Raw genomic sequence first — 20,530 nt, 5'->3', positions numbered from 1 at the left:
ACCTGGGATTACGCAAGGAGGCGGCGAGCGCCAGAAATATCTGCGTCATATGGTATTTACATATCACCATTGAATGACTACGGTTCTGGAAAGCGATCGGGTTCATCACCACCCCCGAGAACACCCGTTCGCTCACTTCGCACAACCGCTCTACGACATAATTTCGATCCCTGACTGGGAGCGCTCCCAACTCTCCCATTCGGCTCATCCCCCCTTCCCCTCCCACATTCACCCAGGTCAGCGCCCGGGAACCTGGAACACCCCGGCGCCGATCGCGAACGAAGCGTCGTCCCCTCGACGCTTCGTTCGCACCGGATGGATTCACCCCGCTCACATTGAGGAAGAAATCGAGATGACAAAACACCGTGCCGCGAAAAGGACCCCCTGGGTCCGCGGCGGACTGGCCGCGGCCGCCGGATTCGGCCTCGTCCTTTCCGGCGCCCATGTGCTCTCCGCCGAGGAGATCACCGCCGCCGACCGCGTCGAGAACCCCTATGTCGGCGCCGACGTCTACGTGAACCCGATCTGGTCGGCCAACGCCGCCGCCGAACCCGGTGGTGAGGCCATCGCCGACCAGCCCACCGGTGTGTGGATGGACCGCATCGGCGCCATCGAGGGCAACGACAGCCCCACCACCGGCGACATGGGTCTGCGCGACCACCTGGACGAGGCCGTGGAACAGGCCGCGGGCGAACCCATGGTCTTCCAGCTGGTCGTCTACAACCTGCCCGGTCGTGACTGTGCCGCCCTCGCCTCCAACGGCGAGCTGGGCCCGGACGAGATCGACCGCTACGAGTCCGAGTACATCGACCCGATCGCGGAGATCCTCGCCGACTACGAGGACACCTCTCTGCGCGTGGTCACCACCATCGAGATCGACTCACTGCCCAACCTGGTCACCAACATCTCCCCGCGGGAAACCTCCACCCCCGAGTGCGACGAGATGCTCGCGAACGGCAACTACGTCAACGGGGTCGGTTACGCCCTCGGACAGTTGGGCGCCATCGAGAACGTCTACAACTACGTGGACGCCGGCCACCACGGCTGGATCGGATGGGAGGACAACTTCAGCGCCTCGGCCCAACTGTTCTACGAGGCGGCCAACGCCAACGGGGCCTCCCCCGGCGACGTGCACGGCTTCATCGCCAACACCGCCAACTACTCGGCTCTGGAGGAGGACAACTTCTCCGTCACCGACGAGGTCAACGGCACCAGCGTGCGCGAGTCGCAGTGGGTGGACTGGAACAACTACAGCGACGAGCTCTCGTTCTCCCAGGGCCTGCGCGACGAACTCGCCTCCATCGGGTTCGACTCGCAGATCGGCATGCTGATCGACACCTCCCGTAACGGCTGGGGCGGCCCCGACCGTCCCTCCGGACCGGGACCGGAGACCGACGTCGACGCCTACGTCGACGGCGGCCGCTACGACCAGCGCATCCAGTCCGGTAACTGGTGCAACCAGTCCGGTGCGGGTCTGGGTGAGCGGCCCACCGCCGCTCCCGAGCCGGGCATCCACGCCTACGTGTGGATGAAGCCTCCGGGTGAGTCCGACGGCTCCAGCGAGGAGATCCCGAACGACGAGGGCAAGGGCTTCGACCGGATGTGCGACCCGACCTATGAGGGCAACCCGCGCAACGGCAACAACATGAGCGGTGCCCTGCCGGACGCTCCGGTCTCGGGCCACTGGTTCTCCGCACAGTTCCAGGAGCTGCTCACCAACGCCCACCCGCCGGTCGAATAAGAGTCGAATAAGAGAGGTGGACGCCTTCCCGGATCCGGGCGCCCGCACATCCCACGGGGTGTGCGGGCGCCCGCCGTGTGCCCCGGTCGATCCGAAGATGGCTACCGTGGGGTAGGTCCCATCCCGCCTCGACCCGAAGGGCCCACCATGTCCTCCCCCATCTCCCCCGCCACCCGCCGGACGGCGCTGGTCACCGGGGCGTCCTCCGGGATCGGCGCGGCCGTGGCGGCCGCCCTGGTCGAGCGCAGCTACCGCGTGTTCGGTACCAGCCGCACACCGGAGAAGGTCACCGAGCCGATCGTCGGGGTCGAGTACCTGGCCCTGGACCTCACCGACTACGCGTCCGTGGCGGCGTGCGCGGAGGCCGCCGGTGACGTGGACGTCCTGGTCAACAACGCCGGGGAGAGCCAGAACGGGCCCATCGAGGAACTTCCCATGGAAGCGGTGGAGCGGGTGTTCCGGCTCAACGTGTTCGGGGCGGTCCACCTCACCCAGCTACTGCTGCCGGGGATGCGCGCACGCGGGTACGGGCGCGTGGTGATGGTCGGGTCGATGCTGGCGAGCTTCCCGTTGGCGTTCCGGTCCTCGTACGTGGCGACGAAGGCGGCCATCAAGGGGTTCTCGGACGCCACGCGGCGCGAGGTGTCCCCGTTCGGGGTGGGGGTGACCACTGTGGAGCCGGGTTCGATCAGCACCGGGATCAGCGAACGCCGCACCCAGTACGTGTCCGAGGGCTCCCCGTTCGAGGGCGAGTACCGCACCATGGTGAACACGCTCAACGCCAACGAGGCCAAGGGCATCTCGGCGGAGAAGGTGGCCGCGACCGTGGTGCGAGCGATCGAGGCCCGTTCGCCCCGGCCGCTGTACGCGGTGGGCAGCAACGCGCCCCTGGTGTTCGCGCTGCGACGGCTGCTGCCGAGTTCGGTGATGCTGCGGATCGTGGCCCGCAAGCACGGTCTGCGCTGAGTCCACACGCCCGGTCATAAGCGTCCTGAAAGCAGGACGGAGCATAATCGGACGTGGAACAGGGCGAACATGCGGCCGGCGACCACGAGAACGCCAATCGGTGAGACGACGAATCCCCCCACGCGCACGAGCGATCCGGGGTCGGGGTGCGCGAAACCGCACCCCGGTCCCGCGCCCGGGGAGCGTCCCTTTCGTCGGACGGGTCGGTGCGACGAGCCCGGAGTGGTCCTTTAGGTTGGCCTCAGTGGTTATCGAACCGACCTGAGGAGCAAGCGTGACCAGTGTCGTCAAGTTCAACGTCCTGACCGTCCCCGAGGGCGAGGGATCCACCTTGGAGGGGCGCTTCGCCAAGCGCGCGGGCCTGGTGGAGGGTCAGGAGGGCTTCGAGGAGTTCCAGTTGCTGCGCCCGGTCGAGGGCACCGACAAGTACCTGGTGTACACCCGCTGGCGGTCGGAGGAGGACTTCCAGAACTGGGTGAACGGTCAGGACTTCAAGAAGGGCCACGCCAAGGCCGCCACCGACGCCCACAAGGACGGGCACGCGCACGGCGGGCACGGTGGCCCGGCCGCGACCAACAGCGAGATCTGGGGTTTCGAGGTCGTCCAGCACGTGGTCGCGAAGGGCTGAGGTTCCCCGCCCGGCACGGAGCCCCGCTCCGGAGGAACGACCGGTCCGGGGCTCATGCCGGTTCGCGTGCCTCCACCAGGACGCGCGAGGAGTGCGCGACGAAGGGGCCCTCGGTCTCGATCCGCTCGTGGAGCGCGCGGAGTCGTTCCCGGTGGGCCTCCACCGTGAAGCCGGGCACGATCCACACGACCTTGCGCAGGAAGTGCACCACCGCCCCGATGTCGCCGAACTCCATCCGGAGCCGTTCGGTGCGCAGGTCCACCACCTCCAGTCCGGCCCGCTCCGCGCCGATCCTGTCGTTCTCCTGATGCCGGAGGTCGTGGGCCTCACGGGGCTGTGGCCCCAGGAAGTACTCGGAGAGTTCGAAGACGCTCGATGGCCCCACGTGCTGGGCGAAATAGGTTCCGCCGGAGGCCAGGACCCGGGCGATCTCCGCCCACCAGGTGGTGACGGGGTGCCGGCACACGACCAGGTCGAACGCGGCGTCGGCGAACGGCAGCGCGGGTTCGTCCGGGCACGCGACCACGGCGACCCCCTTGGGGCGCAGGAGCCCGGTCGCCTTGGCCACGTTGGGCGGATGGCCCTCGGTGGCGACCGTGAGCGGTGCGTGCCGTGGGATGCCCGCCAGGACCTCACCGCCGCCGGTCTGGACGTCCAGGGCGGCGGTGGCCCGCGCCATCCTCTCCCCCATGAGCCGTTGGTATCCCCAGGAGGGGCGCTGTTCGGTGGCGCGGCCCTCGAACCAGGAGAAGTCCCAGCCCTCGGTGGGTTCGGCGACGGCTTCGGCGACGAGTTCCTCGAAGTCACGGTGCATGGGCCCATCTTCGCGGTATCGACCCTCGTGGCCAACGGGTTTTCGGTGGGGGCGCCGCGCCCTCGCCGCTGATGGGACGACAGGATGGTCCGTCATGAGGAAGTTCGCCCGTCGTGTCCGGCACGCCTTCGCTCCGTCCGCCGTGGCCGCCGGACTCATCGCCGTCCTGGTCGGGGTGACCAGCTCCGCCGCGATCGTGTTCACCGCCGCCGAGGCCGCGGGCGCCTCTCCCGGAGAGACCGCGTCCTGGATGCTGGCGTTGGGTGTGGGCATGGCCGTGACCTGCGTGGGTCTGTCCCTTCGGTACCGGGCTCCGGTGGTGACCGCCTGGTCGACCCCGGGTGCCGCGTTGCTGGCGGTCGGCTTGGACGGGGTGACCATGGCCCAGGCGGTGGGCGCGTTCCTGTTCTCCGCCGCGCTCATCACCCTGAGCGGGGTGACCGGTTGGTTCGAGCGGGTCATGGACCGGATTCCGGTCCCCTTGGCCGCAGGGCTGCTGGCCGGTGTGCTCCTCCAGTTCGGGATCGGCCTGTTCAGCAGCATGGAGGGCGACTTCGCGGTGGTGTTCGCGATGTTCGCGACCTATCTGGTGTGCCGGAGGTGGCTGCCCCGGTACGCGGTGCTGCTGGCGCTGCTCGGCGGTGGCCTGGTCGCCGCCTTCGAGGGGTCGCTGCGCCTGGGTTCGGTGGACCTCGCCCTGGCGACCCCGGTGTTCGTGACGCCGGAGTTCTCCTGGCAGGTGCTGGTGAGCGTCGGCCTGCCCCTGTTCGTGGTCACCATGGCGTCCCAGAACCTGCCCGGGGTGGCGGTGTTGCGCGGCGACGGCTATCAGGTGCCGGTCTCTCCGGTGATCGCGTGGACCGGAGCGACCAACCTGGTCCTGGCCCCGTTCGGCTGTTACGGCATGAACCTGGCGGCGATCACCGCGGCGATCTGCACCGGCCCGCAGGCCCACCCCGACCGGGACCGCCGCTTCCTCGCCGGGGTGTGGGCCGGGGTGTTCTACCTGGGTGTCGGGGTGTTCGGCGCGACCGTGGCGTCCCTGCTGGCCACGCTGCCCTCCTCCCTCATCCTGGCCATCGCGGGGCTGGGGCTGCTGGGCACCATCGGCGGTTCGCTGGCCTCCGCGACGGCCGACACGGAGTCGCGCGAGGCCGCGGTGGTGACCTTCCTGGCCACGGCGTCGGGGTTCACCCTGTTCGGTGTGGGTTCGGCCTTCTGGGGCCTCCTCGCCGGGGTGCTCACCCTGGTGATCACCCGGTGGGGCCGACGGAGCGAATCCCGAAAACCCCTTGCCCGCCGGGAAAAGCGTGCGCTATAACTGACCTGCCGCACCGAACGACGGTGCGATCCCACAACGTGAAGGGAGGCGTTCCCGATGTTCCGCATGATCACCGCGTCCGCTTCCGAGGTCGGCTTCCGACACTGACCCGGGTAACGGCGGGCGCACCACACGAAGGTGAAGCCTTGACCGTTCTTCCGAACGAACTGAACATCCGCACCATCACCGGTCCCGAAGAGCTCGATCTCTTCAACCGGTTCCCGTACGCCCTCAACGACGAGTTCCCGGTGGACATGGCCCAGGGCCGTCGCCGCCCGCAGTGGATGTGGGTGGCCACGCACGGCGACCGTCTCATTGGCCGTCTGTCCTGGTGGTGTCGTGACCAGGACGACCACCCCCTCCTGCTGGACGTGTTCGATGTCGTGGACGCTCCCGACGTCGATCGGGTCGCCGTGGCCGAGCACCTGGTGCGCACCGCGGCCGCCACCGTCCTCGGCGAGGACGCGGCGTGGCCCGAGTACCTGCGTTTCCTCGCCGCCGACTGGCGCGAGCAACCCGAACAGCGGTCCATGGTCGAGGACCTGATGGCCGCGCTGGAGAAGACTGGGGGCCGACTGCTCACCGAGCGGCTGCGCTTCGAGTGGCGCGACGGCTCCCGTGAACCGAAGGTCGACGACCGGCTCCGGTTCCGCGAGATCGCGGACACCACGGAGATCCTCGACCTCATGGTCCGGGCCCTGGACGGCACCCTGGACTGCCACGACCAGGCCGACCTGCGGGAGAAGTCCGCACGCGAGGTCGCCGAGGCCAACTTCGCCGACGAGTTCGCCGCCTACACCACGCCGCGTTCGTGGTGGCGGATCGCGACGCTGCCCGACGGCGAGCCGATCGGGTTCGTCATCCCGGCCCGCAACGCCTATCACCCGATCATCGCCTACATCGCCGTGCTTCCCGAGCACCGTGGCAACGGATACATCGACGACCTTCTCGCCGAGGGTGGTCGTGTGCTGCGGGAGGCGGGCGTGGAACACATCCGGGCCGCGACGGACCTGGGCAACGAGCCGATGGCCCGTGCCTTCCAACGTGCCGGTTACGACACCATCAGCGGGATGATCACCATGGTGTGGAACGAGCACTCCCCCGCCTGACGACATGTGGGTGGGCCGTCCACGGACGGCCCACCCGGGCTCCGGCCTCAGCGGGTCATGGACAGGATGCGGCCGACCTCGGCGACACCGGCGACCAGGTCCTGAGGATCTGCGGTCATACCGGCGACCACCAGGTCCACCTCCTCCAGGCCCGCGCGGGACAACAGGGCCTTGTCGTTGGTGACCCACTCTCCGCGACCGGCCAGAACAGCGTGCGCGGCCTGGGACGCCGCCTGCGCCACCAACCCCGCGCACTGAGCGACTCTGCCATGGGGCGCGTGGTTGTGCTCTGCGCAGGACAGGGTGGCCGAGGCGAACCCGCGCCACAGCGGCGGTGCGCAGCGCCGCAGTTCCTCCGGATACCCGGGGCGGGGCAGCTCCCCCGTCAGGGTCCTGCCCAACGCGAGTTCGGCGACCACCAGGTAGGTGGGGATGCCGACCAGATGGAACATGAGGGGCTCGATCCGGAAGCGGCCCCGTTCGGCCTCGGCGAGTTCGTGTTCGACCACGTCAAGGTCTCGGTAGTGGACGTCGACCGCGCGGCCCTCAACACGTAGCCACGCCCCGCCGTTGAACACGCCCTCGCTCCACCCACCGATCTCCGAGACCTCACCCTCCCAACCGAGTTCACGCAGATGAGACGGATCGAAGCGCCCGTCCCGCCCCCGGTAGTAGACGGCCAGGTCCCAGTCGCTGTCGGGGCGGTGGGTGCCTTCGGCTCGGGAACCGCCCAGCGCGACCGCCTCGACCCCGGGGAGGGTGGCGAGGCGGTCGGTGGTGGTGGCCAGGAAACGTTCGTCGGCGTCGGAGAAGGTCATGCCCCCATGATGGCCCTCGCCCCGGGGCGACTCCGGTTCAGCCCCGTGGCACCGGATCCCTACCCTCGGAGGGGATCGGCGCGGCCTTCCCGCCGGGCCCGTAGGTCATCCGGCGCAGGAAGGTCTCCGCGGGACCTCGCACCCCGAACCGGTCCATGACGGCGGCGATTACCACGGTGACCGCCCAGACCGCCGCACCGAACAGCACCGCCTGAGCGTCGTTCAACCCCGCACCGAGGTTCATCGTGTACGGCATGAGCAGCGCGACCCAGGCCACGGACTGCAGCAGGTAACAGGTCATGGAACGCTGCCCGGTGGCGGCGAGCGCACGGACGATGGGGCCTCGACGGTCCCCGAGTGCGACGGCGACCAGCGCGATGAGCGCGGCGTACCCGAACCCGCCCGCGTACCCGGACACCACGTGCAGCCACTTGGCGGCGATCGACAGGAGCGGCCCGGGCTGCCAGAACTGCACCATGACGAACATCTGCGGGAGGGCGCCGACCACGGCGGCGACGATGCCCACCAGGGCGACCCGGCGCAGGAACCGCAGGTGTCGTTCGGGTTCCTCCATGAGTCGGCGGCGTGCCGCCCAGACCCCGACGGTGAAGGGCAGGACCGAGATTCCGAGCATGAGCACGGTCATCACCGGCCAGATGGCGAGCCGCATGACCAGGTCCGTCAGCGGGGTGACCTCCATGGCCTGCTGTTGGGCGTCAGTGGACGAGAGACCGGCCTCGAACGTCGCGTACACCAGCACGCCCACGGACGCCCAGGCCAGGCCGGTGGCGAGCAGGCGCCGGTCGGTACGGTGCAGCACCCCCGCCAGCAGGAGGGCGATGAGCCCGTAGACCGCGATGATGTCCCCGTAGAAGAGGAGCAGGGTGTGCAGGAAGCCGATGACGATCATCCAGCGGCCACGTCGGCGCACGAGGGAGCGCACCCACGGCCAAGGGCGGCCCTCGGCGGTGCGGCGCAGGTAGATCTGCGCGAGCCCGTAGCCGAACAGAGCGGCGAACATCGGGTAGCCGCGAGACTCGGCGAACAGGGTCATGAACGCGGTGACCGTGGTGTCCAGGGTTCCCACCTGGCCGAGGCCCTCGCCCGTGCCGGCGATCTGGCGGAACATGTGGGCGTGCACGGTGGCGATGACCAGCAGCATGAAGCCGCGGGCGAGGTCGGGAGCGAGGGAGCGTCGGGCCGGTGGGGTACCCGTCGCCCCAGGTGATGGTGGCGTGCCGTTCATGGGTGGACTCCGTTCCTCGGCGCCTCACTAGGCTACGATGACGTATCTAATACGATCATACGATACGCGAGCGTTTCTTATGAACGGACGTACATGAATGACCACAAGCGGCCGGCCGCCAAGACCACGCGCCGGCGCGGGCGGGAACTCCTCGACGCCATCCACCAGGCCGTACTCCTCGAAGTCGCCGAGACCGGTCTGCCCGGCCTCACCATGGAGGGGATCGCCCGTCGCGCGGAGACCGCCAAGACCTCGCTCTACCGGCGCTGGACCTCGCCGGAGGACATACTCATCGAGGCCCTCCGGGAGCGCTACCCGCGTGAGAACCCCACGGCCGGCGCCGTCGACCTACGAGGAGACCTGGTCGCGGCGATCGGACTCATGCGCGAGCTCATGGGCGACCGGATCCTGGGACCCGCGATGCTGGCGGTGAACTCCGAGGCCATGGTGCGTCCCGAACTCCACCGGCGGATGTGGACGGAGGTGTACGACCCTCAGGGCGAACGCTTCACCTGGCGCGTGATGGAGCACTACGCCGCACTCGGGCACATCGACCCGGCCAAGGTCAACGACCTCACCGCCGACATCGGCGAGTCCCTGATGTTGAAGTACGCCGTGGACCACCCCGGTGAGCTCCCACCGAAGGGCTACGAGGAACGGATCGTCGACGAGGTCCTGCTGCCCGTCCTGGGAGTACGACCCTGACCACACGAAGAAACCTCACCCCGGGTTGGCGGGGTGAGGCGCGGGTAGGGAGATCCTTTGTACTCGATCTCGAATCCTGGGGGGGGGGAAGCCCGTGAACGCCGTGCTGTTCGACATGTTCGGTGTGGTCGCCATGGACCAGTCGGTGAAGGTCCGCGAGCAGATGGTGGAATTCTCCGGCCACGACCACGACCCGTTCTGGGAGGCCTACTGGTCGCGGCGCCAACCCTACGACCGGGGCGACCTCGACGGCCCCGCGTACTGGAAGGCGGTCGGTGAGCGCCTGGGCACACCCTTCACCCCCGAACAGGTGGAGCGGCTGATCGCCCTGGACCTGGACAGCTGGTCGCGGATCAACGAGGAGACCGTCGACGTGGTGCAGGGTCTGGTCGCGGCGGGCAGGTCCGTCGGCTTGCTGTCGAACATCCCCGTGGACCTCGCCGAACGGTTCGAGGAGCGGTTCCCGCACGTGCTCGACCTGTTCCCGGTGCTCGGGCTGTCCTGCCGGATCGGCCACGCCAAGCCCGAGGCCGCGGCCTTCGAATGGTGCTTGGAACGACTCGGGGCCCCCGCTGAGGGGGTCCTGTTCGTGGACGACAACGCCACCAACGTGACGGCCGCGCGTGACCTGGGACTGCGAGGGCACCGGTTCACGACCGTGTCGGACCTACGACTGGAGTTGTCACGGGGCTGAGCCCTCACGGCGGCGATCCCGGCGCGTCCGGTGGTGGCCGGACGCGCGGGTCGGCGGTCGGTTTCAGGCGTCGAACTCACGGAGCAGTTCGGCGACCTTCTCTGGCTGCTCGTAGAGGGACAGGTGGCCGGCGCCCTCGATGGTGCGCACCTGGGTGTGGAGGAAACGGCGGGCCGGTCCGTGCAGCCGTGCGGGTGAGAAGAACGGGTCATGCGACCCGGTGGCCACGGTGACCGGGGTTCCGGCCCAGGACCTGAAGGACTCCCCGTACAGGGGCGTCGGCATGGAGTTGGTGCGGCAGTGGCGGGACACCAGCGTCAGCCACTCCGCCTCGGAACGGTGTTCCTCACAGCCGGTGTCCTTGGACGGTCCTCTGAGGAACTCGATCAGTCGGGTGCTGGTCTGCTCGTTGGGATTGAGCATCCACGGCAGGGTGGCGCGCATCGACTCCGAGCTGACCCCGGCGGCGGTCAACCCGGCGGGGTTGAGCAGCATCAGTCCGGCGACCAGTGGGTTCGGGGTCGAGGACAGCGCGATCGCGGCGCCCCGGGAGTGTCCCAGGAGCACGACCGGACGGTCGGTGATCTGCGGCAGGAGCTCGTTGAGCCACTCACCGTAGGCCTCCATCCGGGAACCGGCGTTGCGCCTGTTACAGCTCAGGCCCGGTTGCCCCGGAGGGTCGACCAACAGCACCGGCCGGTCCGCGGCGAGCCTGCGGGCGGCGGGAACCGTGGTGGCGGCGTTGAAGTTGATGCCCGACAGGACCAGAACCGGGGTTCCGGCTCCACCCAGACCACGGAAGGCCTGTGTGGGACCCAGGCGGGTCTCCACAGGTGGAAGGGGTCCGAGTTCGGGCCACTGGCTCAGGGCCTTGTGGCACCAGGCGTGCACGGACCGCTCGGCGTTCTCGGAGCGGTAGACACGCGCGGCGCGAAGGGGGACGACGGTCATGGATCTGGTTTCGCGTAGAGAGCTGAGGTGTTCGCCGTCCTGACTTCCCGGCGCACCAAGAAAGGACTGTACGCCTCTGTCGGACCCCTTGCCACTTCAGGAGCGGTACCCCCGAAAAGGTGTCGCCCGGCAGCCGCGTCGAACAGGTACCTACCCTCGCCGAAGTGTCCACTGGTGGGCGTGTTCGCCCTGGTACGGGGGTCGATGGTCCCGACCGGAAACGGTCATGAAGCCCCCTGGACGTTTACTTTCGGTCCGGACCGACCCGCACCGGAATTCGCAGCATGACGGGCTTTCCCGATCATCGGATGAACGACGGATCGACAGCGGTGACCACGGTGACTTCGCACACACGCGAGCCGCCGTTCGAGAGCCACCGGCCCATGCCCGGGCGGGCCGGTGGCTCTCGTTCGGGAAGCGAGGTCAGGCCGGCAGACGCACCAGCATCTTGCCGGTGTTGGCGCCGCGCATCATGCCGAGGAAGGCGTCGACCGCGTTGTCGATCCCCTCGACCACCGTCACCTTGCTGTGCAGCTTCCCCTCCGCGAGCCACTGGGCGGCGCGCTCGTAGTACTCGGGGGCCAGGTCACCGTGGTCACCGACGAGGAAGCCCTGGAGCTTGACGCGCTTTCCGACGAGCAGGCCGAGGTTGTCGGGGCCCGGGACCGGTTCGGAGGCGTTGTAGCTGGAGATGGCCCCGCAGAGGGCGGCGCGGCCGTGGACGCGCATCCCCTGGATGGCGGCGCGCAGGTGGTCGCCGCCGACGTTGTCGAAGTAGACGTCGATGCCCTCCGGGGCGGCCTCGGCGAGCTGCCCTTCCAGATCGCCCTCGCGGTAGTCGATGGCGGCGTCGAAGCCGAACTCCTCCAGCAGACGACGCTTCTTCTCGGGGCCGCCGGCGGAGCCGATGACCTTGGCCGCGCCCAGTTGCTTGGCGATCTGCCCGGCGAGGCTGCCGACCGCGCCCGCCGCACCGGAGACGAACACGACGTCGCCCTCCTTGAGTTCGGCGATGGCGGTCAGACCCGCGTAGGCGGTGAGACCGACCATGCCGAGCGCGCTCAGGTAGGCCTGGGCGGGCGCGGCCTCGGTGTCGACCACCTTGGCGCGAGCGCCGTCCATGAGCGCGTACTGGCGCCAGCCCTGGAAGTGCAGGACGCTCGCGCCGACGGGCACGTCGGCGTTCTCGGAGGCCACGACGGTGCCGACCGCGCCGCCTTCCATGACCTCGCCGAGCCGGAACGGCGGGACGTAGGACTTGACGTCGTTCATGCGACCCCGCATGTAGGGGTCGACCGAGATCCAGTCGTTGCGGACCTGGATCTGACCGGGGCCGGGCGCGTCGACGGTGGTCTCGACGACGGCGAAGTCCTCCGGCTTCGGCTCGCCCACGGGCCGGGCGACGAGATGGACTTCCTTGGAGACGGGCATGTTTCTCCCCTTGCTGCGAGGTGGTGGTGTCGCGCGACTCGGGCACGCGACGTGGAACGTGAAGAGGACAGGGCTGTTCTCTCAGACCCTAGGTGGTGCGAACGTGGTCGGCGCGGAACGCGTCCCATCCCGTGTCGGTGCCCCCATGAGCTGAGGAACGTGACGTGGAACAGTCGCAAAGCAGTCCGGTCGCCCCCGGCCGTCGAACGTGGGTGACCGTCCTGGTCGCTCTGGTCGCGGCTGGGTTCGTCATGTACGCCCTGACCAGGGCCTTGGGGCTGGAGCGCGGCTTCCCGTTGGTGCCGTTGCTCGCCTACGCGCCACTGGTGTTGTCGGCGTCCCCGGTCGCCCTGGTGGCCGCGCTGCTGTTGCGTCGGTGGTGGTCGGCGGCGGCCGTCCTGATCGCCGGGGTCCTGCTGGCCACGGCCGTGCTGCCGCGTGCCTTCGAGGACGGCGTGATGACTCCGGAGGGCCCCACGCTGCGACTGCTCACCCTGAACGTGTACTTCGGCGAGGTATCTCCGGAGCACATCGTCGACCTGGTGCGCGAACACGAGGTCGAACTGCTCACCCTCCAGGAGGCCACCCCCGAACTGAGCGCGGGGCTGAACGAGGCCGGACTGGGTGACCTGCTGCCGCATACGGTGGACCGCTCCGCTCCCGGCGCGGGCGGCGGCAGCGTGCACTCGGTGTATCCGCTCACCGACCTGGGCGAGCCCGGGCAGGACCTCGGGTCTCTGGGCATGCCGCACGCCGCCCTGGAGGTTCCCGAGACCTCCCGTCCGTTGGAGGTGGTGTCGGTCCACCCCATGCCGCCACAGGGGTCCGACACGATGACGCTCTGGCGGGACGGGCTCCGGGCCCTCCCCCCGGCCTCCGACGACACCGTCCGGATCCTGTCCGGCGACTTCAACGCCACCCTCGACCACGCGGAGATGCGCGGCCTCCTGGATCGGGGATACGCCGACGCCGCCGACCGGCTCGGGATGGGGTTCACCGGAACCTGGCCGGTGGGCGGGACGCTGCCGAAGGCGACCATCGACCACGTCCTGGTGGACGATCGGGTGTCGGTGGACGACCTGGAGATCATGGACGTTCCGGGCAGTGATCACCGCGCCCTGGTCACCGGGTTGACCCTGCCGGGCGACGGCGCCTGAGGGTAGCGTCGTCCCATGAGCGAGTCGACCGAACCCCTGACCGGTACCCGCTGGTCCGTTCGGGCTACTTCCGAGATCCCAGCAGGCCTCGCCCGCCGTACTTCTTGTGGATGGCCTGTTTGGACACCCCGAGCGCCTCGGCGATCCGGGCCCAGGTGAGCCCCTGGTTGCGAGCGCGGCGCACCAGGACGGCCTCGACGCGTTCGGACTCCGAGCGCAACTCCACGAGCGACTCCAGCGCCTCCAGGGTGTTCCCACCTCGGATGGATCCGGCGATCTCTTCCAGTCGTTCGGTGCTCTCCATGGGTCAACAGTAATTGACACCGGCCGGGAGTGTCACCGCGTACCTTGGGGCCCATGCCGACCATCGAACGCGCACGTGCCGAGGACATCCCGGCGATCGTCGCCATGCTCGCCGACGATCCCCTCGGCTCCGTCCGGGAGACGCCCGACGACCTCACCCCGTATCTGAAGGCCTTCGCGGTCATCGACGCCGACCCCCACCAGTACCTGGCGGTGGCCCGCCGGGACGGGCGGGTGGTGGGCACCCTCCAGCTGACCACTCTGCCGGGGCTGTCCCGGACGGCGGCCACCCGCGCCCAGGTGGAGAGTGTGCGGGTGCACGCCGACGAGCGCGGAGGTGGCCTGGGCACCGAGCTACTGGAGTGGGCCGAACGCGAGGCGAGGGAGCGCGGCTGCGTCCTGCTCCAACTGACCTCCGACGCCACCCGCGAGGACGCCCGCCGTTTCTACGAACGTCTGGGATACGAGGCCTCCCACGTCGGCTTCAAGAAGCCGCTCGCCGGCGAGGGCTAGCATGACCGCACGAGATCGACCGGGGGGGTGGGTGTGGCCGGAAAGGCGCTGAGCAGGGAACGCATCGTCGAGGCCGCGATCGGGATCGCCGACGCTGAGGGGCTGGACGCGGTGTCCATGCGCCGAGTCGCAGGGCGGCTCGGGTCGGGCACCATGTCGCTGTACCGGCACGTCTTCGACAAGGAGGAACTGCTCCGGGAGATGCTCGACACCCTCCACGCCCGCTACTCCTACCCCGGCGCCGACGGCCTGGACTGGCGCGAGCGGATGCGTCTACTCGCCCTGCACGACTGGCGGATGTACACCGCGCACCCGTGGCTGCTCACCGCCACCGCGACCTTGGCGCCGCCCGCGGGCCCGCACATGCTGGCCGCCATGGAATGGGCCCTGGACGCACTCGCTCCGCTGGGACTCACCCCGCGCCAGGGCGGGCGTGCGGTCATGGCCCTCACCCACTACCTCCAGGGCAGCGCCCGAATCGCGCTGGGCGGGTCGGAAGCCGACGATCCCGGGGAGGCGTGGCGTCGGCGGCTCGGCGGCGACGACCTCTCCGCCTACCCGAGGGTCGCCGCGCTGGTGGGGTCCTCCCCCGACGACGCCGAGATCTCCGACGAACAGTGGGTCCTCCCCGGGTTGGAGATGATCCTGGACGGCATCGCCGCCCAGGCCACGAACTCCACGGCGTGAGCTTCAGGGCGTGACGATGGCGAAGAGCGGGTCGGGTCGTTCCAGTAGACCCATCAACCTGTCCACCAGCGTCTCGTCGCCCGCGAACTCCATGCCCTCCACGCCCTTGCCCGCAAGCAAGCGCAGCAGCCGGAACTTGTTCAGGGTGACGGTCAGGTCCGGCTCTCCCCAACGCGGCTTCTCCCTGATGGTGAACGCCCCGTTGGAGAGAGTGGTCCGGTGGGTGGTGTCCAGGTCGGTGAACACCCAGTCGATGACGAAGTGCTCCTCCCACGCCTTGGGGCCGTCGACCCGGATCCCCAAGGAGGTGAAGAGCTGCTCCACCGACAGCGCCGAGGACACCCCCGTGCTCGTCTCCATGGCCGTCTCCGGCTTGCCGCGGCGCAGTTCGGCCGCGCCCTGGAGATAGAAGTTGCGCCAGGTGCCGCTCTCCGAACCGAACCCCAGTCCTTCGTAGACCTCGGCCAGGGCGGTGCGTGCCCTGTCGTGCTCGGGGTCGGCGAACACCGCGTGGTCGAGCAGGGTGGCGGCGAACCTGAGGTCGCCGTCCGCCCGGTACGCGTCGGCCTTGCGGACCACCTCGTCGATGCCGCCCATACATTCCACGTACCGCCGGGCGGCCTCCTCCGGGGGGTGTTCCCACAGGTGCCCGGGGTTGCCGTCGAACCAGCCCATGTACCGCTGGTAGATCGCCTTGACGTTGTGGCTCACCGACCCGTAGTAGCCACGGGTGTGCCAGGCCCGCTCCAGTGCGGGTGGCATCTGGATCCGCTCGGCGATCTCCGAGCCCACCAGCCCCAGATTCATCATCCGGATCGTCTGGTCGTGCAGGTAGGCGTAGAGGTCGCGTTGTTCGCACAGGAAGGTGATGATCCGATCGGTGTCCCAGGTGGGCCAGTGGTGGGAGGCGAACAGGACGTCGGACTCGTGCGCGAACAGATCCACGGCCTCGTCCAGGTACCGCGCCCAGGCACGCGCGTCCCGGACCGGAGCCCCGCGCAGGGTGATGAGGTTGTGCAGGTTGTGGGTGGCGTTCTCCGCCATACACAGCGCCCGGTGTTCGGGGAAGTAGAAGTTCATCTCCGCGGGCGCTTCGGTTCCGGGGGTCATCTGGAAGACGATGCGCACCCCGTCGACGACCTCCTCCTGCCCGGTGCGGGTGATGTTCCGGTTGGGCGCGATGAGGGTGATGGTGCCGGTGGAGCTCGCCTGTCCCAGCCCCACCCCGATCTGCCCCCGGGGGCCGGGCGTCAGGTAGGCCCCGGTGTGGAACAACCCTCGGCGGGCCATCGCGGGGCCGGTGTAGACGTTCTCCGAGGCGGCGTTCTCCAGGAACCCCTTCGGGGCGAGGATGGGCACGTTGCCGTCGGTCACACCGCCGACCCCGCCGAAGTGGTCGACGTGGGAGTGGGAGTAGAGGACACCGCTGACCGGCCGGTCTCCGCGTTCGGAACGGTACAGCTCCAGTGCGGCCCTGGCCGTCTCGGCGGAGATCAGGGGGTCGATGACCAGGACGCCTTGGTCCCCCTCCACCAGTGTCATGTTGGACAGGTCCAGGCCTCGAACCTGGTAGATCCCTTCGGTGACCTCGTACAACCCCTGTTTGGCGCACAGGCGGGACTGGCGCCACAGGCCGGGGTGGGCGGTGTCGGGGCAGTCCTGGTCGAGGAAGGCGTAGGCGTCGATGTCCCACACCACCCGCCCCTGCTCGTTCCTGATCTGTCCCGGTTCCAGTCTGGCGATGAGTCCACGGTCGGCGTCGGCGAAGTCATCTTCGATCGCCTCGCCCTCGTGTCCGTTCCCGGTCATCACTGTCTCCTCGTCTACCGACGGCCGCCGGCGCGGGCGGCCCGCGTCGGCGGCGTGGGAGGGCTCTCGGGGCCCTCGGGACCCGGGACCGTCAGGAGCGGAGCGCCTCGACGAGTTCCCGTTCGTTGTCCTTGGACAGGTTGGTCTGGATGACGGTGGGGCGCAGCGGCTTGAACGCGTCGACGACCCGGTCGATGGTGGCGTCGTCGGCGAGCAGGAACACCGCGGCGCGGTCCTGTTGGAGTTCGGAGCCGATCTGCTTGATCACGTCGTCGTCGATGCCCACATCGCTGAGCCGGCCCGCGATCGCGCCCGTGCCGGCGCCCACGGCCAGGCCCAGGAGCGGGTTGAGGAAGAGCATGCCGATGAGGGTGCCCCACAGGGCGCCGCCGGCCGCGCCGTACCCGGTCAGGTCGACGGTCTGGTGGATGCGGGGGCGCCCCTTGTCGTCCTTGTAGGCGTAGGCCGCGTCCTCCAGGCGGAGGAGTTCCTGTTTTACCAGGTCGGAGGCGATGTCGAGTGCCTTCTCCGCGGTGTCGCGGTCGGCCACCCCCAGTACGATCAGCTGCGCCATGGGTGTGTGTTCCCTCGTCGTCGGTTCCCGGCCCGAGGTGCCGGGCCTTGGCCCGGAGCCTTTCCCAAGGCGTCTTTGGTCAACGTCAGCGAGGGGGACTTTTCACGCAAAACCTCAGAGATCGCGCAGAGGGCCACCGGGGCCGAAACCGGGATCGTCGGGATCGTTCTCCCGGCGCACCTGGCGGCGAACCAGACGGTAGAGGACGTATCCCCAGGTCAGGATGGCGGCGGCGACGAGCAGGTAGCCCAGTGTCCCGAGTTCCACGTTTCCTCCCTTCCCCGCACCTACCCGGCCCGGTGGGCTCGGACGCGGCGGGCCAGGACCAACCTGGTGGTGTAGGGGATGAGGACCCGCCCGTCGGGGAAGTGGTGGTCGGCGATGGCGCGCAGTTCGGTGCGCAGACGGTCCCCTCCGATCTCCCGGGCCGCGGCCGCCATCCTGCTGGAGGACATGGCCATGCCGAGGTAGCCGTCGGGGGTGAGTTCACGGGTCCAGCCGAAGGTGTGTTCGGTGGCTCCGGTCAGCCCCTCGGCGGCCGACGACTCTTCGACCAGGTCGTAGGAACGGTAGTGGCGGTCGTATCCGGGGCTGTGCCGCTCCAGCAGGGACTCGTGATCGTCGGCGAACGCGCTGTCCAGAACACGGTCGTTACTGAGCACCGCCAGGGTCCCGCCCGGTTCCAGGAGTCGGACCGCCTCGGCGAAGAAGGCGGGGCGGTCGAACCAGTGGACGGCCTGGGCGGTGAGGACCAGCGCGGTGGAGGCGTCCTCGAAGGGGAGCGCCTCGGCACGGGCGTCCACGTATTCGACCCCGCCGCCTTCGGCCGTGGCGGTGGCGCGCATGTCGCGTCCGGGCTCGACCCCCACCACCCTGGGGCCGTCGCCGAAGAGCACGCGCAGGGCGCGGGTGGAGATTCCGGTGCCGGAACCGACGTCGAGCAGCAACCGGGGCTCGGCGACACCGTCGAACACATGGCCCCGCAGGACGTCCAGCGTCTCCGAGGGGTAGTCCGGCCGGTGGGCCCGGTAGTTCTCGGTGAGTCCGGTGAAGGCCTGGGTGCGGTCGCTCAACGGGTTCCCTTCCGGTGGGGGCGGTGCGGGTCGCGGCGGGGCCACATCCTACGGGGCTCCCACCGTCCGGGCGCCGGAGGTCTTGGACCTGCGATAGGCCGACGGGCTCGTACCGACGTGCTTCTTGAAGGCGGCGCTGAACGCGAACCCGCTCCCGTACCCCACCCGGGCGGCCAGCGCCTCCAGGCCGAGATCGGGTTCGGCGACCAGCAGGTCGCAGGCCAGGGACAGCCGCCAGGTCCGTAGGTAGGACATGGGCGGGTCACCCACCGCCCGCGCGAAGCGGTCCGCCAGCGTGGCGCGGGAGACAGCGCACTCCCCGGCCAGGGTGTCCAGGGTCCACGGGCGGGCGGGGCGTTCGTGCAGCAGGTCCAGGGCCCGGGCGGCGACCGTGTCCCGTCGACCGCTGAGCCAGTTCGGGGCGGTGTCCGGGTGCGACTCCAACCAGGCGCGGACCGCCATGACCAGCAGGCAGTCGAGGAGGCGATCGTTGAGCGCGCTCTGGGCCACCCGCGCGGTGGTGATCTCCCTGGTGAGGAGGGAGACGACCATCGGGTCGACCGAACCGGCGGGCAGCACCGCCAGCCGAGGCAGCGCGGCCAAGGCCAGGCGGCCGACCTCTCCGGTGTCCTCGTAGGAACCGATGATCGCGCCGTGTTCGCCGTCGGAGTCGTTTCCCCAGGTCCCGACGCCATGACACAGGCTCAGGTGGAGTTCGGTGCCGTCGTCGGCCACGCAGCGCTGCCCCGGTTCGATGGTGATGGTCGGGGCCCGTTCGGGACGGTCGGAGACCACGTACGGCTCGGGACCCCGGACCAGGAGCACGTCCCCCGGGGCGGCCTCGACCCGTTCATCACCGGTGTCCAGCCACAGGGTCCCCGAGGTCACCACGATCAGGTCCAAGGCGGCGCCCGCGCGGACGTCGATCGACCAGGGCGGGCCCATGACCAGGCGCAGGGTGAAGGCGGAGCGGGCACGGGGACTGTCGAACAGGTGCGCCAGGGGATCCATCGAGCCCTCCCGAGCCGGCTGATTCTGGACGTTCTCTTATGGATTCCAGCAGATGAACCATGTTCCGTCCAGGCTTTCGCCGATGTACTGAGGACATGGATACGAACAACACCGCACAGCGGGTCCTCGTCACCGGTGGCACCGGAATGACCGGTCGCCGCGTCACCCGACTCCTGACCGAACGCGGCGTCGACCACCGGGTCGGTTCCCGGTCGGGGCACGCGGAGAGCGGCACGCCGCCCTTCGACTGGCACTCCCCCGACACCTGGGACGCCGTCCTGGCGGGGGCGGACGCCGTCTACCTCTGCTACCACCCCGACCTGGCCCTGCCCGGCGCGGCCGAGACCGTGACCGCGTTCGCCGCGCGCGCCACCGAACACGGCGTGCGCCGGATGGCACTGCTTTCCGGACGGGGCGAGCCGGAGGCCCAACGCGCGGAAGAACAGGTCCGGATGGTCTTTCCCGGACTGACCGTGCTGCGCTGCGCCTTCTTCGCGCAGAACTTCTCCGAGCACTTCTTCGTACCGGCAGTCCTGTCGGGGACGCTGGCCCTGCCGGTGGCGGACGTCCCGGAGCCGTTCGTGGACCTGGACGACGTGGCCGAGGTCGCCGCCCTGGCGCTCACCCAGGACGGGCACGCCGGGGAAGTGTACGAGATGACCGGTCCGCGAGCGCTCACGTTCGCGGAGGTGGGCGAGGTATTGGGTGCGGCGATGGGCCGGCCCGTGGAGTATCGACGGGTGAGCGTCGAGGAGTTCGTCGCCGCGTCCGCCGCCCAGGGGATCCCCGAGGAGGTGGCCCAAGGGTTGGCCGCGCTGTTCGGGGAGGTCTTGGACGGGCGGAACACGGCGACCACCGACGGGGTGGAGCGCGCCCTCGGGCGCCCGGCGCGCAGCTTCGAGGAGTACGTCGCGGACGCCGCGAAGGCGGACGCCTGGGGTCGGTGACCCAGCGGCTGTGCCCGGTCGGTATCGCGTCC

22 protein-coding genes are annotated in these 20,530 nt (G+C 69.5%); 11 read left to right on the top strand and 11 right to left on the bottom strand.

Features of this window, described 5'->3' with window-relative positions; all coding sequences use genetic code 11:
* Positions 1–352: 352 nt before the first annotated feature.
* From BQ8420_RS15800 to BQ8420_RS15790, 3 genes are all read left to right on the top strand, one after another.
* Positions 353–1,741 (top strand): glycoside hydrolase family 6 protein, encoded by a 1,389-nt coding sequence (locus tag BQ8420_RS15800; protein WP_087099847.1) that lies wholly within the window; start codon positions 353–355, stop codon positions 1,739–1,741.
* A 147-nt stretch (positions 1,742–1,888) separates the two neighbouring features.
* Complete coding sequence (locus BQ8420_RS15795; RefSeq protein ID WP_087099845.1) at positions 1,889–2,707, top strand: SDR family oxidoreductase; 819 nt, start codon at positions 1,889–1,891, stop codon at positions 2,705–2,707.
* Positions 2,708–2,981: 274 nt separating this feature from the next.
* Positions 2,982–3,335 carry an antibiotic biosynthesis monooxygenase gene (locus tag BQ8420_RS15790; RefSeq protein ID WP_087099843.1) on the top strand — a complete coding sequence of 118 codons (354 nt, stop codon included), beginning with the start codon at positions 2,982–2,984 and terminating at the stop codon, positions 3,333–3,335.
* Positions 3,336–3,387: 52 nt separating this feature from the next.
* Here the strand turns inward: BQ8420_RS15790 and BQ8420_RS15785 are convergent, their stop codons facing one another.
* Positions 3,388–4,149 carry a class I SAM-dependent methyltransferase gene (locus tag BQ8420_RS15785; protein WP_087099841.1) on the bottom strand — a complete coding sequence of 254 codons (762 nt, stop codon included), beginning with the start codon at positions 4,147–4,149 and terminating at the stop codon, positions 3,388–3,390.
* 94 nt (positions 4,150–4,243) lie between these two features.
* Between BQ8420_RS15785 and BQ8420_RS15780 the strand changes: the two genes are divergently transcribed.
* A complete protein-coding gene (locus BQ8420_RS15780; protein WP_087099839.1) occupies positions 4,244–5,470 on the top strand; it encodes a benzoate/H(+) symporter BenE family transporter in 1,227 nt (408 codons plus the stop codon).
* A gap of 146 nt (positions 5,471–5,616) precedes the next feature.
* Positions 5,617–6,579, top strand: a complete 963-nt coding sequence (locus BQ8420_RS15775; protein WP_087099836.1) for a GNAT family N-acetyltransferase — start codon at positions 5,617–5,619, stop codon at positions 6,577–6,579.
* A 47-nt stretch (positions 6,580–6,626) separates the two neighbouring features.
* Here BQ8420_RS15775 and BQ8420_RS15770 read toward each other — a convergent pair whose 3' ends face one another.
* A complete protein-coding gene (locus tag BQ8420_RS15770) occupies positions 6,627–7,397 on the bottom strand; it encodes a nucleotidyltransferase domain-containing protein (RefSeq protein WP_087099834.1) in 771 nt (256 codons plus the stop codon).
* A gap of 37 nt (positions 7,398–7,434) precedes the next feature.
* Positions 7,435–8,643 carry a DUF418 domain-containing protein gene (locus tag BQ8420_RS15765; protein WP_235006250.1) on the bottom strand — a complete coding sequence of 403 codons (1,209 nt, stop codon included), beginning with the start codon at positions 8,641–8,643 and terminating at the stop codon, positions 7,435–7,437.
* A gap of 93 nt (positions 8,644–8,736) precedes the next feature.
* On the opposite strand from BQ8420_RS15765, the gene BQ8420_RS15760 reads away from it, so the two are divergent.
* Both BQ8420_RS15760 and BQ8420_RS15755 read left to right on the top strand, forming a co-directional pair.
* Positions 8,737–9,348: a TetR/AcrR family transcriptional regulator gene (locus BQ8420_RS15760; protein ID WP_087099832.1), complete on the top strand. Its 612-nt coding sequence runs from the start codon at positions 8,737–8,739 to the stop codon at positions 9,346–9,348.
* Between the two features lie 94 nt (positions 9,349–9,442).
* Positions 9,443–10,042 carry an HAD family phosphatase gene (locus BQ8420_RS15755; RefSeq protein ID WP_087099830.1) on the top strand — a complete coding sequence of 200 codons (600 nt, stop codon included), beginning with the start codon at positions 9,443–9,445 and terminating at the stop codon, positions 10,040–10,042.
* 63 nt (positions 10,043–10,105) lie between these two features.
* Here the strand turns inward: BQ8420_RS15755 and BQ8420_RS15750 are convergent, their stop codons facing one another.
* Both BQ8420_RS15750 and BQ8420_RS15745 read right to left on the bottom strand, forming a co-directional pair.
* A complete protein-coding gene (locus BQ8420_RS15750; RefSeq protein ID WP_087099828.1) occupies positions 10,106–10,993 on the bottom strand; it encodes an alpha/beta fold hydrolase in 888 nt (295 codons plus the stop codon).
* Positions 10,994–11,416: 423 nt separating this feature from the next.
* Positions 11,417–12,424 carry an NADP-dependent oxidoreductase gene (locus BQ8420_RS15745; protein ID WP_087099826.1) on the bottom strand — a complete coding sequence of 336 codons (1,008 nt, stop codon included), beginning with the start codon at positions 12,422–12,424 and terminating at the stop codon, positions 11,417–11,419.
* A gap of 164 nt (positions 12,425–12,588) precedes the next feature.
* On the opposite strand from BQ8420_RS15745, the gene BQ8420_RS15740 reads away from it, so the two are divergent.
* A complete protein-coding gene (locus BQ8420_RS15740) occupies positions 12,589–13,581 on the top strand; it encodes an endonuclease/exonuclease/phosphatase family protein (RefSeq protein ID WP_235006248.1) in 993 nt (330 codons plus the stop codon).
* 64 nt (positions 13,582–13,645) lie between these two features.
* Here the strand turns inward: BQ8420_RS15740 and BQ8420_RS15735 are convergent, their stop codons facing one another.
* Positions 13,646–13,885 (bottom strand): helix-turn-helix domain-containing protein, encoded by a 240-nt coding sequence (locus BQ8420_RS15735; RefSeq protein ID WP_143847312.1) that lies wholly within the window; start codon positions 13,883–13,885, stop codon positions 13,646–13,648.
* A gap of 53 nt (positions 13,886–13,938) precedes the next feature.
* Here BQ8420_RS15735 and BQ8420_RS15730 point away from each other — a divergent pair, with 53 nt between their 5' ends.
* Both BQ8420_RS15730 and BQ8420_RS15725 read left to right on the top strand, forming a co-directional pair.
* The gene (locus BQ8420_RS15730) at positions 13,939–14,397 is read left to right on the top strand and encodes a GNAT family N-acetyltransferase (RefSeq protein WP_087099824.1); all 459 of its coding nucleotides are present in this window, start codon (positions 13,939–13,941) and stop codon (positions 14,395–14,397) included.
* Between the two features lie 33 nt (positions 14,398–14,430).
* Complete coding sequence (locus BQ8420_RS15725) at positions 14,431–15,084, top strand: TetR/AcrR family transcriptional regulator (protein WP_235006246.1); 654 nt, start codon at positions 14,431–14,433, stop codon at positions 15,082–15,084.
* A gap of 3 nt (positions 15,085–15,087) precedes the next feature.
* On the opposite strand, the gene BQ8420_RS15720 is transcribed toward BQ8420_RS15725, so the two are convergent.
* The 5 genes from BQ8420_RS15720 to BQ8420_RS15705 form a co-directional block, all read right to left on the bottom strand.
* On the bottom strand, positions 15,088–16,893 hold the full coding sequence (locus BQ8420_RS15720) for an alkyl/aryl-sulfatase (protein WP_087099821.1): 1,806 nt from the start codon (positions 16,891–16,893) through the stop codon (positions 15,088–15,090).
* A 91-nt stretch (positions 16,894–16,984) separates the two neighbouring features.
* On the bottom strand, positions 16,985–17,467 hold the full coding sequence (locus BQ8420_RS15715; RefSeq protein WP_087099819.1) for a DUF1269 domain-containing protein: 483 nt from the start codon (positions 17,465–17,467) through the stop codon (positions 16,985–16,987).
* A gap of 114 nt (positions 17,468–17,581) precedes the next feature.
* Complete coding sequence (locus BQ8420_RS32320; RefSeq protein WP_200815953.1) at positions 17,582–17,734, bottom strand: hypothetical protein; 153 nt, start codon at positions 17,732–17,734, stop codon at positions 17,582–17,584.
* A 20-nt stretch (positions 17,735–17,754) separates the two neighbouring features.
* Positions 17,755–18,540: a class I SAM-dependent methyltransferase gene (locus BQ8420_RS15710; protein ID WP_087099817.1), complete on the bottom strand. Its 786-nt coding sequence runs from the start codon at positions 18,538–18,540 to the stop codon at positions 17,755–17,757.
* A 48-nt stretch (positions 18,541–18,588) separates the two neighbouring features.
* Complete coding sequence (locus BQ8420_RS15705) at positions 18,589–19,551, bottom strand: AraC family transcriptional regulator (RefSeq protein ID WP_087099815.1); 963 nt, start codon at positions 19,549–19,551, stop codon at positions 18,589–18,591.
* Between the two features lie 95 nt (positions 19,552–19,646).
* Here BQ8420_RS15705 and BQ8420_RS15700 point away from each other — a divergent pair, with 95 nt between their 5' ends.
* Positions 19,647–20,498: an NAD-dependent epimerase/dehydratase family protein gene (locus BQ8420_RS15700; protein WP_143847309.1), complete on the top strand. Its 852-nt coding sequence runs from the start codon at positions 19,647–19,649 to the stop codon at positions 20,496–20,498.
* Positions 20,499–20,530: the final 32 nt, after the last annotated feature.

Source organism: Nocardiopsis sp. JB363, assembly GCF_900143625.1.
Classification (GTDB): domain Bacteria; phylum Actinomycetota; class Actinomycetes; order Streptosporangiales; family Streptosporangiaceae; genus Nocardiopsis.
Note: the sequence above shows the minus strand (reverse complement) of the source record. Positions and strands in the feature narration are given on the sequence as shown.